This window comes from Hankyongella ginsenosidimutans, from assembly GCF_005144965.1.
Lineage (GTDB): Bacteria > Pseudomonadota > Alphaproteobacteria > Sphingomonadales > Sphingomonadaceae > Hankyongella > Hankyongella ginsenosidimutans.
In genome coordinates, this window is record NZ_CP039704.1 from 2,388,346 (window position 1) to 2,401,726 (window position 13,381).

The window sequence follows — 13,381 nt, forward strand, 5'->3', positions numbered from 1 at the left end:
TTGCCCTGCTGATACGAGGAGGCTGCCCCATGGCCACTGCACCCAAGACCGATATCCGCGCCGCGGACTTCTTCACCGCCTCGCTCGCCGCGGCCGACCCGGCGCTCCATGAGGCCGTCAAGGGCGAACTCGCCCGCCAGCAGGACCAGATCGAGCTGATCGCGTCCGAGAACATCGTCTCGCGTGCGGTACTGGAAGCGCAAGGCTCGGTGCTCACCAACAAATATGCCGAAGGCTATCCCGGCAAGCGCTACTATCAGGGTTGCCACCATGTCGACATCGCCGAGAGCCTGGCGATCGAGCGCGCCAAGCAGCTGTTCGGCTGCGGCTTCGCCAACGTGCAGCCGCATTCGGGCGCGCAGGCGAACGGTGCGGTGTTCCTGGCGCTGCTGCAGCCGGGCGACACCTTCATGGGGCTCAGCCTCAACGCCGGCGGTCACCTGACCCATGGTGCCGCCGCCGCCCAGTCCGGCAAGTGGTTCGCCGGTACATTACGGCGTGCGCGAGGACACCCACCGGATCGACTTCGACCAGGTGCGCGCGCTGGCGAAGGAACATGCGCCCAAGCTCATCATCGCCGGCGGCTCGGCCTATCCGCGCATCATCGACTTTGCGGCGTTCCGCGCCATTGCCGACGAGGTCGGCGCGCTGTTCATGGTCGACATGGCGCACTTTGCCGGGCTGGTGGCCGCCGGCGTGCACCCGTCGCCGTTCCCGCATGCCCATGTGGTCACCACGACCACGCACAAGACCCTGCGCGGCCCGCGCGGCGGCATGATTTTGACCAACAACGAGGCGCTGGCCAAGAAGTTCAACTCGGCCGTGTTCCCCGGCCTGCAGGGCGGGCCGCTGATGCACGTGATCGCGGCCAAGGCGGTGGCGTTCGGGGAGGCCCTGCAGCCGGAATTCAAGGCTTATTCGCAGGCCGTGGTGGCAAACGCGCAGGCGCTGGCCGCCCGGCTGAAGCAGCGCGGCTGCGACCTGGTCGCCGGCGGCACGGACACGCACCTGGCGCTGGTCGACCTGCGCCCCAAGGGCGTGACCGGCAAACTGGCGGACGAGGCGCTGGAGCGCGCGGGCATCACCTGCAACAAGAACGGCGTGCCCTTCGATCCGCTGCCGCCGACCCAGACCTCGGGCATCCGTGTCGGCTCGCCGGCTGGCACCACCCGCGGTTTCGGCGTCGCCGAGTTCGAGGCGATCGGCGACATGATCGCGGACGTGATCGACGGGCTGGTCGCGAACGGTGCCGACGGCAATGGCGCAGTCGAGGCCGATGTGCGCGCCCGCGTCAAGGCGCTCTGCGCCCGCTTCCCGATCTACGGCTGACGCATACGAAATAATCCTCCCTGAAGGGAGGGGACCATGCGCAGTACGGTGGAGGGGCCGAGGGCTGCACGCCACCCCGCCACCTCCCTGCGGGTGGTCCCCCGGCGGGGAGGGTCAAGCGCGGAATGGCGACAAGAGAAAATTCGCGCGGGTCACAATTGATCTTGACCCGCCGAGCGGTTACGGCCCCATATATGGTAGGCACTGGTAGTGGGTCAGTTTGAAAATCCGCTCGTGGTGAGCTTGACGAACCACGAGCCGCTCAGCCCTTCGTCGAGCTCAGGGTGAGCGGCATGATTTCAAAATGACCGACTACCTAGGCACATATTGACTTTGATGGGGCGATAACTCTCATGCGCTGCCCGTTTTGCGGCAATATCGACACGCAGGTGAAAGACAGCCGGCCGACCGAGGACAACTCGGCGATCCGCCGGCGGCGGCAGTGCCCCGAGTGCGGCGCCCGCTTCACCACCTTCGAGCGGGTGCAGCTGCGCGAGCTGACCGTGGTGAAGAAATCCGGCAAGCGCGAGCCGTTCGACCGCGACAAGCTCGAACGCTCGGTGATGATCGCGCTGCGCAAGCGCCCGGTCGAGCCGGAGCGCGTCGAGCGCATGGTCAACGGGCTGGTGCGCCGGCTGGAGTCGCTGGGCGAAAACGATGTCGCGGTCGATCTGATCGGCGAGATGGTGATGGAGGCGCTGGAGCAGCTCGATCCGGTCGCCTATGTCCGTTTCGCCAGTGTCTACAAGGACTTCCGCGAGGCCCGCGATTTCGAGAAATTCGTCGGCCAGCTCGGCAGCCGCGTCGGCATGCCGACCTCCTGGCGGGCCGCCAAGGCGGATGACTGAGCGCCCGGACGCCGCCTGGATGGCGGCGGCGCTGGCGCTTGCCGAGCGCGGGGTCGGGCGTACCGGGCCCAATCCTGCGGTCGGCTGCGTGATCGTGCGCGGCGGCGAGATCGTCGGTCGCGGCGTCACGGCACCCGGCGGCCGCCCCATGCCGAAGCGCTGGCGCTGGACCAGGCCGGCCCGCGCGCTGCCGCCAGCACCCTGTACGTGACGCTCGAGCCGTGCGCGCACGAGAGTGCCCGCGGTCCCGCCTGCACCGACCTCATCCTCGGCCGCCGGCCCGCGCGGGTTGTCGTCGGCTGCCTCGACCCCGACCCGCGCACCCACGGCCAGGGAGTGGCGCGGCTGCGCGCGGCCGGCATCCCGGTCGAGGTCGGTCCAGGTCAGGGGCAGGCCGAGCGCCTGATCGCCGGGTTCCGCCGCCGCCTGACCGATGGCCGCCCGGAGGTGACGCTGAAAATCGCCAGCAGCCTGGATGGCTGCATCGCCCTTGCCGACGGCACCAGCCGCTGGATCACCGGGCCGGATGCGCGCGCGCACGCGCATCTGGAGCGCGCCCGGCATGACGCCATTCTCGTCGGCTCCGGCACGCTCACAGCGGACGACCCGGCGCTGGACGTGCGGCTGCCCGGCCTCGAGGATCGCACGCCGCAGCCCTATGTCGTCAGCCGCACCTGGACCGCGATCCCAGCACGGCTCAGCGGTCGTGCAGCCCGCGCGGCGCGGGTGCTGGACGGCACGGACCTGCCGGCGGCGCTGCGCGAACTGGCGGATGCTGGCGTCAATCGCCTGTTGGTCGAGGGCGGGGCAGGGTTGGCGCGCGCGCTGGTCGCCGCCGATCTCGTCGACCGCCTGCTCTGGTATCAGGCCCCGATCCTGCTGGGTGCCGGGCTGCCGGCGCTTGGTGACATCGGGTTGACGGACCTGGCCGACGCGCATGGCCGCTGGACCTGCCTGCAGCGCCGCACGCTTGGTCAGGACCATCTGGCGGTCTTCGCGCGGACCCGGTAAGGAGACGCCATGTTCACCGGCATCATCACGGACATCGGCAGGGTTGCAGCAAAGAGGCGCGCGGCGACGCCCGCTTCTGGATCGCCACCGCCTACGATCTCGCAACCGTCGACCTTGGGGCATCGATCGCCTGCGACGGGGTTTGCCTGACCGTCGTCGACAAGCGCGACGGCGCGTTTGCTGTCGACGTATCGGCGGAAACGGTGGCGCGCAGCACCCTCGGCGGCTGGGGCACGGGTGCGGCGGTCAATCTCGAACGCTCGGTGCGGGTGGGCGACGAACTGGGCGGCCACATCGTCACCGGCCACGTCGATGCGGTTGGCGCCATCGTCTCGATCACGCCGGAGGGTGACAGCCGCCGCTTTGTGCTGCGGCGCCGCAGGCGATGGCCGCAGCGCTGGCACCCAAGGGGTCGATCGCCGTCAACGGCGTCTCGCTGACCGTCAACACGGTCGAGGATCAGCCGGACGGCAGTGTGCTGTTTGGCGTCAACATCATCCCGCACACCCTGCAGTGGACGAACTTCGGCGCTGCCGTCGCCGGCCAGCCGGTCAACCTGGAGATGGACGTTCTGGCGCGCTATATCGCGCGCCTGCAGGCTGTGCGCGCACACTGAACTGTTTGTTCGGCATCCGACTCTTCACATTGTAATGTGAAAGTGGCAGTCTTGGCGAGAGGAGCCCGCCATGATTACCCAGACCATCGACCGCATTCAGAGCCTGCTCACGTCCGGTGACGTCACCAAGGCCGGACTGGCGCGCGACGCCGGTCTTCATCCGAACTCGCTGCGCCTTGCCGACCGGCCGGACTGGAACCCGACGGCCGACACGCTGCGCAAGCTGGAAGCCTATCTTTCCGGCTGCGACGCGACGACCCGGGTGCTCTCGCCCATCGAAGACATCATCGAGGATGCGCGCAACGGCCGCATGGTGATCCTGGTCGACGACGAGGATCGCGAGAATGAGGGCGATCTGGTGGTGCCGGCCCAGATGGCGACGCCGGAGGTCGTCAACTTCATGGCGCGCTATGGCCGCGGCCTGATCTGCCTGTCGATGACCCGGGAGCGGGTCGAGGAGCTGAACCTGCCGCTGATGACCCAGCACAACGGCACCCGGCACCAGACCGCGTTCACCGTCTCGATCGAGGCGCGCGACGGCGTGACCACGGGGATCTCCGCCGCCGATCGCGCCCGCACGATCCAGGTCGCGATCGACCCGGGCAAAGGGCCGGAGCACATCGTGACTCCAGGTCACGTGTTTCCGCTGATGGCACGCGATGGCGGCGTGCTGGTGCGCGCCGGCCATACCGAGGCAGCAGTCGATCTCGCCCGGCTGGCCGGCCTGACCCCGGCGGGGGTTATCTGCGAGATCATGAACGACGACGGCAGCATGGCGCGTCTCAACGATCTGGTGCCGTTCGCGCGCCGGCACGGCCTGAAGATCGGCTCCATCGCCGATCTGATCGCCTATCGTCGCCGCCACGACACGCTGGTGGCAAGCATCGCGCAGGCACCGTTCAAGAGCCGCTTCGGCGGCGACTGGCAGGCGCGCTGCTATGTGAATACGGCTGAATATGCCGAGCATCTGGCGCTCATCAAAGGCAGGCTGGATGTGTCGAAGCCCGTACTGGTGCGCATGCATGCGATCTCGCTGTTCCCGGATTTCCTGGGGAAGACGGCCCGCGCTGCGGCCAGTTGCAGGCGGCAATGACCGCGATCGGGGAGGAGGGGTCCGGCGTCATCGTCCTGATCCGGGATACGCGCCCGACCCGGCTCAGCCAGTCGCTGGAAGCGCGCAGCGGCGCAACCCCGCAGCGGAGCACGAAACGTTGCGCGATTACGGCATCGGCGCGCAGATTCTGGTCGATCTTGGCGTCAAAGATATGATTCTATTGACGAACTCTTCCCCGCACACCGTGATCGGGCTGGAGGCATACGGCCTGAACATCGTTGAAGAGCGACGGATTTCCTATAGGCCTTGAGGCGAAAAGGATGCACCCATGACGAAAATTCACGCGCTGATCGTCGAAGCGCGCTTCTATGCGGATCTGGCGGATGAGCTGGCGCAAGGCGCCGCGCAGGCCCTGGACGCTGCCGGCGTCACCTACGACCGGATTGCCGTGCCCGGCGCCTTCGAAATTCCAGCGGCGATCGGCTATGCCGCCGACACGGGACATTACGACGGCTTCGTCGCGCTTGGCTGCGTCATCCGCGGCGAGACCACGCACTATGATTATGTCTGCGGCGAGTCCGCGCGCGGCCTGATGACCCTGTCGGTCGATCGCGGACTGGCCATCGGCAACGGCATCCTCACCACCGAAAACGGCGAGCAGGCCTGGCGGCGTGCGCGCGTTACGCAGGGCAACAAGGGCAAGGCGGCCGCCGAGGCCATGCTGCGCATGGTCGAGCTGCAGCGGCACTTTCATGCGCTGGATAGCGACGATGCGTGAGGCGGCGGCACGACAGCCAAAGCCGGTCTCGGCGCGCGGTGCAGCGCGGCTCGCAGCGGTGCAGGCGCTCTATCAGCTGGAGATGACGGACGGCGGGCTGCCGGCGCGTGTTGTTCAGGAGTTCATCGATCACCGGCTGGGCAGCGACATCGAGGGCGCGCCGCTGGTGAAGGCGGATGCTGCCTACTTCGCCGACGTGTTCGCCGGTGCCGCTTCCCGGCTGGAGGAAATCGACGGCGTCATCGCGCAGAATCTGGGCGAGGGCTGGACGGTGCCGCGGCTGGACAAGCCCTTGCGGCAGATCCTGCGTGCAGCACTTTACGAGTTGCTGGCGCGGCTGGACGTTCCCCGCCGTGGTCATCAGCGAATATGTCGAGGTGGCGCGCGGTTTCTATGAGGACGGCCCGGAGGTCGGCTTCGTCAACGGCCTGCTGGATCGCGCCGCGCGCGGTCTCGGCCGCTTGGGTTGAGCTTGCGCGAGTTCGATCTGATCGAGACCCTGCTTCGGCCACTGGCCGGGGACCCCGCCGCCCGCGGCCTGCTTTCGGATGCCGCCGTGCTCGCCGCCGAGGGTGCGGACATGGCGCTCACCAAGGACATGATGGCCGAGGGCGTCCACTTCCTGCCGGACGATCCGCCGGCGAGCATCGGCTGGCGACTGGTGGCCGTCAATGCCTCCGATCTGGCGGCGACCGGGGCCGTGCCGCGCGCCTGTCTGCTTGGGCTGGGGCTGGGCAGGGGCGCACCCATGCATGGGTCGAGCAGTTTGTCGTCGGTTTGCAGCGCGCCTGCCTGGCGTTCGGCCTGCCGCTCATCGGCGGCGACACCATCTGTCCGGGTGAGACGACCGTGCTGTCGCTGACCGCCATCGGCTACAGCGGCGCAGGCCGCGCTCTGGCGCGGACCGGCGCGCAGCCCGGCGACAGGCTCTGGGTCTCCGGCACCATCGGCGACGCCGGTGCCGGGCTGGCGCTGGCGCGCACGCAGGCGCAGGGTGATGCGGCGATCTTTCTGCGCGACCGCTACTGGTGGCCGCAGCCGCGCCTGGCGCTGGGTCTGGCTCTGCGCGATCTGGCGAGTGCTGCGGCCGACATATCCGATGGGCTGCTGGCGGATGTCGGGCACATCGCCGCAGCCAGCGGCGTCGCGATCGATATCGATGCGATGGCGATCCCATTGTCGCCGGCTTATGTGGCGCACTGCGGCGAGGACCTGGCGCAGCGGGCCACAGCGGCAACCGCCGGTGACGACTACGAACTGGCGTTCACGGCACCGCCGCATGCGGCGACCGCGATCTTAGCACTTTCCCAACGTCTTGGCCTTATGCTCACCTGCATCGGCCGGGTGGCTGCGGGTCAGGGCGCAAGACTGCTCGACTCCAAGGGCCCCGTGCCGGCCCCGCAGGCAGGATTTGAGCATCACTATGTCGAAAGCGCCGGAAAAGGCGAAGACTGAAGCCGCAGCGCCAGAAGGCACGCCACCCAAGAAAAGCCGCCCATCGTGCCGATCCTGCTACTGGCTGGCGGACTTGCGCTCGGCGGCGGCGGCGCGACGGCATATTTTATGTTTCTGGCGCCAAAGCCCGCAGCCGCACCCGACGCAGCACATGCCGAGGCCGAAGAAAAGGCGGAAAAGAAGGGCGGCCATGGCGAGGAGTCAACCGAGCCGGTGTTTGTCGAGCTGGAACGCCTGACCGTGCCGCTGGTGGACGAGCGGGGCAAGCTCTCGACTTATGTGACCATGGAAGTCTCGCTGGAGGTCGAGAACGGCAAGGACGGCTTTGTGAAAGGCCGGCTGCCGATTGTGCGCGCCGCCGTCAACGAAGGGTTCTCGACCGCCAAACTGGCGCTTGCCGGCCAGCCGCGCCAGATCGATTTCGCCAAGGCGGAGCGCTTGCTGGCTGAAATCGCCAACAAGGCGCTGGAGTCGGATGCCGTGCTTTCGGCGCACATTATCGCGGCAATGCCGATCTGATCCAAGAAAGCGGGCATGCGGCGCGTATTCCCGCATTGCATCTTGATTTTTCCCAACGCAAGCTGGGCATAAGGGCATGCGCGCCGGGAGGCCATGCGCATAAGCCGGGCGCAATGTGCGCACCGGCGGCATGGTGGCCGCGATGCCCGATGGCACTGGGGAGTTATCGGGAGGTTTCATGGAGAGCATGATTTGGGCGAGTGTCGTCTGCGGCGCACTTGCGGTACTGTACGGCCTTGTGACGCGCAGCAGCGTCCTGGCCGCGCCTACGGGCAACGAGACCATGCGGACGATCGCCGCCGCAATCGAGGAAGGCGCGCGCGCCTATCTCAGCCGGCAATACAGCACAATCGCCGTCGTCGGCGTGGCGATGAGCATTATCATTCTGCTGTTTCTCGGCGTCTATCCGGCGATCGGTTTCATCATCGGCGCGGTGCTCTCCGGCGCCACCGGCTTCATCGGCATGAACATCTCGGTCAAGGCCAATGTGCGCACGGCGGAAGCCGCGCGCGGCGGGCTGCAGGCCGGGTTGACGCTGGCGTTCAAGTCCGGCGCGATCACCGGCATGCTGGTTGCCGGGCTCGCGTTACTGGCGATTGCCGGCTATTTCGCCATTCTGACAATCGGGCTCAAGCTGGCGCCGAACGATCGCACCGTCGTTGACGCGCTGGTAGCACTTGGCTTCGGCGCTTCGCTGATCTCGATCTTCGCGCGTCTGGGCGGCGGCATCTTCACCAAGGCGGCGGACGTCGGCGCGGATCTCGTCGGCAAGGTGGAGGCCGGCATCCCGGAGGACGACCCCGCAATCCCGCAGTGATCGCCGATAATGTCGGCGACAATGTCGGTGACTGCGCCGGCATGGCCGCGGACCTGTTCGAGACCTATGTGGTCACTGTTGGTGCGACCATGGTGCTCTCCGCTCTGCTGTTCGCGAGCGGGCAGGACCCGGCGCTGCTGGCGAAGCTGATGGCGCTGCCGCTCGTGATGGGGGCGTATGCATCGTCGCCTCGATTGCCGGCACGTTCTTCGCGCGGCTCGGCGGTTCGCAGAACATCATGGGGCACTCTACAAAGCCTTTGCCGTCACGGGCATCCTGTCGGTCGGCCTGCTGTACGGTGCCATCGAATTCGGTCTTGGCATTGCTACGAGCCTGACCGCAGGCGGATCGACCTTCACCGGCATGAGCCTTTATCTGTGCGGCCTGGTGGGCCTGGCCGTGACCGGCTTGATCGTCTGGATCACGGAATACTACACCAGCACCGAATTCCGTCCCGTTCGCTCGATCGCCAAGGCGTCCGAGACCGGGCACGGCACCAACATCATTCAGGGCCTGGCGATCAGCCTTGAAGCAACCGCGCTGCCGACGCTGGTGATCTGCGCGGGCATCATCATCGCCTATCTGCTGGCCGGGCTGATCGGCATCGCCTTCGCGGCAACCGCCATGCTGGCGCTTGCAGGCATGGTCGTGGCGCTGGACGCCTACGGCCCGGTGACGGACAATGCAGGCGGCATCGCCGAGATGGCGGGGCTCGACAAAAGCGTGCGGGTTTACACCGACGCGCTGGATGCCGTTGGCAACACCACCAAGGCGGTGACCAAGGGCTATGCCATCGGTTCGGCAGGGCTTGCTTCCCTGGTGCTGTTCGGCGCCTATACCGCTGACCTTAAGGCCTATTTCCCGGATCTGGCGGTCGATTTCTCGCTCGCCAATCCCTACGTGGTGGTCGGCCTTCTGCTGGGAGCGCTGCTGCCCTATCTGTTCGGCGCATTCGGGATGACAGCGGTCGGCCGTGCCGCCGGGGCTGTCGTCGAGGAGGTGCGCGCGCAGTTCCGGGACAATCCGGGCATCATGAATGGCACTTCGAAGCCGAATTATGCCCGCACGGTTGATCTGGTGACCAAGGCGGCAATTCGCGAGATGATCGTGCCGTCGCTGCTGCCGGTGCTGGCGCCGATCGTCGTCTACTTCGTCATCAGCGCCATTGCCGGCCAGGCGAACGGCTTTGCGGCGCTTGGCGCGCTGCTGCTGGGTGTGATCGTCGGCGGTCTGGCCGTCGCGCTCTCGATGACCTCGGGTGGCGGCGCCTGGGACAACGCCAAGAAATACATCGAGGAAGGTCATCACGGCGGCAAGGGGTCGGAGGCGCACAAGGCAGCCGTCACCGGCGATACGGTGGGCGATCCGTACAAGGATACGGCCGGCCCGGCGATCAACCCGATGATCAAGATCGCCAACATCGTCGCGCTGCTGCTGCTGGCGGCGCTGGCGGCGCGGCACTAAGGGCGCTTGGCGGGCGGACTCGCGTCGTCGACTCCGCCTGCATTTTTTATACCGCGTTAATGTCGCCATGCTAGCCCATGCCCATGGTGCGAAGCGACAACAGGAAAGCGTTGCTTGAGGCTGTGCGGGAACGCTACGGCAATCAGCCGATCGTGCGGCAGGCGCTACTGCCCATCCTGTGCCTGCTGTTTTGCGTTACGATCCTGCTCGCGTTCGGTGCTTTCAAGGTCGAGCGGCGCGACCAGCTATCAGAAGTCGTCAAATCGCTGCGGGCGTTCAACGAGGAGCAGGTTCGCAAGAACAACGCGCGGTTCAACGCGATCGCGACCCTGCATCGCAAGGCGACCGATCTGTTCAATCTCAGCCTCAGCCATGTCGACGGCCAAGAGCTTCAGTCGCAGTTCGATACGCTGTTCCCGGAGTTCGGGGACGGCACCCGGCGCAGCAGTCCGGGGCTCTACGAGGGGACCGCCGACACCCGTGGCGGCGTAACCTACGGCATCGGCGCGTTTCTTGGCGGCGCGAATGCGATGACGCTGGAAGACAAGCGGCAGATCCTCGCCGCCTATCAGGTGGTGCGCTCGCTGCGCTCCCTCGATGGCGGTTTCAAGAGCTTTTTCTATTTCACGCCCACCAACCGGCTGGTGGTGTTTGCGCCGTCCCGCCATGATCGGCTGATGTTCTACCGGCGGCAGGCCCCTGCGAATTTCGATTTCCGCAGGGAAGAGTTCGTCTCGATCACAACGCCGGAAAATAATTCCTCGCGGCGGATGCGCTGCACCGGGCTGCAACGCATCATATACGATCGCACCGGCCAGACCTGGACCACCGGCTGCATGACGCCGGTCGACGTCAAAGGCAAACATGTCGGCGCCTGGGGCAACAGCATCATGCTGCGTGACATCGTCGAGGACATGCGGGACAGCGCGCCGCCCCATGCCATCTGGGCGCTGGTTTCCGCCGACGGGCCTGATTTTCCATTCCGAATATGCAGGCGAGAACAGTCTGGGGCCGGAAACCGACCTCGATCTCGCGACCACGCGGGACCCCAAACTCAAGGCGCTCTGGGGTGCCGTGCAAACCCTGTCGGCGACTCCCAAGACGGTCATGCGTAACGACGCCCTGAAGCGTTTCATCACGGTCGACAAACTGGATCAGAATGGCTGGTACTCGGTGACCATGTACCCCACCATGCTGGTGGACGCCCAGGCATACCGCACAGCGCTTCTGGTGCTGACCGCAGGGTTCATGCTGATTGCCCTGCAGGCCGTTGCCGTTCATGGCCTGCTCAATCGCCTCATCAGCAGGCCGCTGACCAAATTCACGTCGGGTGCCCAGAAACTGGCCAAGTCACTGTCGGGCGAGCAGCCGGACATCCTCGACTTCAAGCTGCCGACCCACCGGCGCGACGAGATCGGCCAGATGGCGCGCGCTTTCGACGATATGGCGGCGCGTATCTGGGAAACCCAGAACATACTTGAAGAAAGGGTGCGCGAGCGTACGCGCGAGCTCGACAGCGCCAACAAGACTCTTCGCCACCTGGCGGTCACCGATCCGATGACCGGCCTGTGCAACCGGCGGGAATTCATGCGCTGCCTCGAAATCGCGCTTGATGAGGCGGCAATGAGCGGCCGCCCAATCCTGCTCGCCATGTTCGACATCGACCATTTCAAGCGCATCAACGATACCTACGGTCATGGCGTCGGCGATGAGGTGATCGTCGGTGTCGGCCGCGCCCTTGTCGCCGCCTGTCGCGCCAGCGATATCTGCGGACGCCTTGGTGGCGAGGAATTCGCGCTGGTGCTACCCGGCATCGAGATCGAGGATGGGCAGCGCGTTCTTGAGCGCATGCGCGAGGCCATCGCCGCCAAGCCGATCATTACCGGCTCCGGCCAGCCGATCCCGGTCACGGTCAGCGGCGGATTGGCGCTGTGGACCCTGGGAGAGACGGTCAAGGACTTCATGAGCCGCACCGACAGTGCGCTTTATGCCGCCAAGCACGCCGGGCGAAATTGCCTGCGGCTGGCAGCCTGACCCTTAGAGCCTGATGACTTTAGGTTGGCCCACACGCCATCGCACGGTTGTACACGCGCCGCTCCCCTGAGCTGGACGAAGGGCTGAGCGGCTCGTGGTTCGTCCAAGCTCACCACGAGCGGACTTTACAGCCTGCTCCGTGAAGATCGGAATGGCGATCCCATCCAATGTCATCAGACTCTAGCAGGCTGCTGAAAAGTGATTTCCTGCACTCCAAACGCACAGCCGTCACCCCGGCGCAGGCCGGGGTCCATGGCCAACACCTTATATTCGTTGTATATATATGCTCCCATGGATTCCGGCCTTCGCCGGAATGACGAAATGGAGCTGTATAATTCCACTTTTAAGCAGCCTGCTAGAGCCTTTCCGACTGAGATTGAGGCACTTGTGTTAGAGCGGTTTCCAGTCAGATGGCATCATCTGACGATTAAGAAATCGCGGCAAAACAAAAGCATAGAGCGGTCAATCTGATTCCATCAGATCGAAAACCACTCTAAGTGCCTCAAGCGAAAGCGATAAGGAAGGGTCTAATTGTCAGGCGTTCGGCAGCCTGCCGACGACGATGTCCTGATAGTCCTGCATCAATTGCAGCGTGAGGGCGCCGACCTCGAAGTTGTACGGCCCGATCTCGCGCAGCGGCGTCACTTCCGCTGCCGTACCGGTCAGGAACGCCTGCTCGAAGCTTTCCATCTCCTCGGGCCAGATTGCGCGTTCGTGGATCGTGACGCCGCGGCGGCGCGCCAGATCCATGACCGTCCGCCGGGTGATGCCATCGAGGAAGCAGTCCGGCGTCGGCGTATGCAGCGCACCGTCGCGGATGAAGAAGATATTGGCACCGGTGGCTTCTGCCACCTGGCCGCGCCAGTCCATCATCAGCGCGTCATTAAAGCCGCGGTTTTCGGCTTCGTGCTTGGCCATGGTGCAGATCATGTAGAGGCCGGCAGCCTTGGCTTTGGTCGGGGCGGTATAGGGGCAGGGCGCCGCCAGGGCGAGATCATCAGGCGCAGGCCCTTCTTCTTGGCGTCCTCGCCGAAATAGGCCGGCCACTGCCAGACTGCGATCGCCAGATGGATCCTGGTTTTCTGGGCAGCGACACCCATCTGCTCAGAACCGCGCCAGACCACCGGTCGCATGTAACAGTCGGCCAGGGCATTGGCTTTCAGGGTTTCCCGGCAGGCATCGTCGATTTGCGAGACGGTCCAGGGCAGGTCCATGCCGAGAATCCGCGCCGACATCGCCAGCCGCTCGCTGTGCTCGGTCAGTTTGAACACCTGGCCGGCATAGGCGCGCTGGCCCTCGAAGACGCTGGAGGCATAATGCAGCGCATGGGTGAGAACATGGACGTTGGCGTCCCGGTGCGGCACGAGCGCGCCGTCGAACCAGATATAGCCATCGCGATCGTGATAAGGCCGGTCCATAACCGTCTCCCCATGAGCCTGCTCGGGCTCAGTCCAAA

At 65.8% G+C, this 13,381-nt stretch carries 10 protein-coding genes and 6 pseudogenes; 14 read left to right on the forward strand and 2 right to left on the reverse strand.

Features of this window, described 5'->3' with window-relative positions:
• The first annotated feature begins 29 nt into the window (after window positions 1–29).
• From glyA to E6W36_RS14130, 14 genes and pseudogenes are all read left to right on the forward strand, one after another.
• A pseudogene (gene glyA, locus E6W36_RS14075) lies at window positions 30–1,329 on the forward strand (serine hydroxymethyltransferase).
• Between the two features lie 353 nt (window positions 1,330–1,682).
• The gene (gene nrdR / locus E6W36_RS14080; RefSeq protein WP_222872993.1) at window positions 1,683–2,177 is read left to right on the forward strand and encodes a transcriptional regulator NrdR; all 495 of its coding nucleotides are present in this window, start codon (window positions 1,683–1,685) and stop codon (window positions 2,175–2,177) included.
• A 19-nt stretch (window positions 2,178–2,196) separates the two neighbouring features.
• A pseudogene (gene ribD, locus E6W36_RS14085) lies at window positions 2,197–3,188 on the forward strand (bifunctional diaminohydroxyphosphoribosylaminopyrimidine deaminase/5-amino-6-(5-phosphoribosylamino)uracil reductase RibD).
• 9 nt (window positions 3,189–3,197) lie between these two features.
• Window positions 3,198–3,804, forward strand: a pseudogene (locus E6W36_RS14090) (riboflavin synthase).
• 70 nt (window positions 3,805–3,874) lie between these two features.
• Window positions 3,875–5,168 (forward strand): annotated as a pseudogene (gene ribB / locus E6W36_RS14095) (3,4-dihydroxy-2-butanone-4-phosphate synthase).
• Window positions 5,169–5,186: 18 nt separating this feature from the next.
• On the forward strand, window positions 5,187–5,636 hold the full coding sequence (gene ribH / locus E6W36_RS14100) for a 6,7-dimethyl-8-ribityllumazine synthase (RefSeq protein WP_222872994.1): 450 nt from the start codon (window positions 5,187–5,189) through the stop codon (window positions 5,634–5,636).
• Window positions 5,629–6,106 (forward strand): annotated as a pseudogene (nusB, locus tag E6W36_RS14105) (transcription antitermination factor NusB). Before ribH ends, nusB begins: the two are co-directional and overlap by 8 nt.
• Before the next feature lie 2 nt (window positions 6,107–6,108).
• Complete coding sequence (locus E6W36_RS19430; protein WP_246047745.1) at window positions 6,109–6,498, forward strand: AIR synthase related protein; 390 nt, start codon at window positions 6,109–6,111, stop codon at window positions 6,496–6,498.
• On the forward strand, window positions 6,414–7,091 hold the full coding sequence (thiL, locus tag E6W36_RS14110; RefSeq protein ID WP_246047747.1) for a thiamine-phosphate kinase: 678 nt from the start codon (window positions 6,414–6,416) through the stop codon (window positions 7,089–7,091). Before E6W36_RS19430 ends, thiL begins: the two co-directional genes overlap by 85 nt.
• Before the next feature lie 45 nt (window positions 7,092–7,136).
• Window positions 7,137–7,610, forward strand: coding sequence for a hypothetical protein (locus tag E6W36_RS14115; protein WP_222872995.1), 474 nt, complete (start codon window positions 7,137–7,139; stop codon window positions 7,608–7,610).
• A 187-nt stretch (window positions 7,611–7,797) separates the two neighbouring features.
• Window positions 7,798–8,716 (forward strand): annotated as a pseudogene (locus E6W36_RS23645) (sodium/proton-translocating pyrophosphatase); the annotation flags it as partial.
• Complete coding sequence (locus tag E6W36_RS23650; RefSeq protein WP_484103600.1) at window positions 8,716–9,891, forward strand: sodium/proton-translocating pyrophosphatase; 1,176 nt, start codon at window positions 8,716–8,718, stop codon at window positions 9,889–9,891. The pseudogene E6W36_RS23645 and the gene E6W36_RS23650, both read left to right, overlap by 1 nt.
• Before the next feature lie 83 nt (window positions 9,892–9,974).
• On the forward strand, window positions 9,975–11,006 hold the full coding sequence (locus E6W36_RS14125) for a hypothetical protein (RefSeq protein WP_222872996.1): 1,032 nt from the start codon (window positions 9,975–9,977) through the stop codon (window positions 11,004–11,006).
• Window positions 10,966–11,925: a GGDEF domain-containing protein gene (locus E6W36_RS14130; RefSeq protein ID WP_222872997.1), complete on the forward strand. Its 960-nt coding sequence runs from the start codon at window positions 10,966–10,968 to the stop codon at window positions 11,923–11,925. The genes E6W36_RS14125 and E6W36_RS14130 overlap by 41 nt, the downstream gene beginning before the upstream one ends.
• Window positions 11,926–12,459: 534 nt before the next feature.
• Here E6W36_RS14130 and E6W36_RS24000 read toward each other — a convergent pair.
• Both E6W36_RS24000 and E6W36_RS24005 read right to left on the reverse strand, forming a co-directional pair.
• The gene (locus E6W36_RS24000; RefSeq protein ID WP_281277347.1) at window positions 12,460–12,855 is read right to left on the reverse strand and encodes an aminotransferase class IV; all 396 of its coding nucleotides are present in this window, start codon (window positions 12,853–12,855) and stop codon (window positions 12,460–12,462) included.
• Window positions 12,852–13,343, reverse strand: a complete 492-nt coding sequence (locus tag E6W36_RS24005) for an aminotransferase class IV (protein WP_281277348.1) — start codon at window positions 13,341–13,343, stop codon at window positions 12,852–12,854. Before E6W36_RS24005 ends, E6W36_RS24000 begins: the two co-directional genes overlap by 4 nt.
• Window positions 13,344–13,381 lie beyond the last annotated feature (38 nt).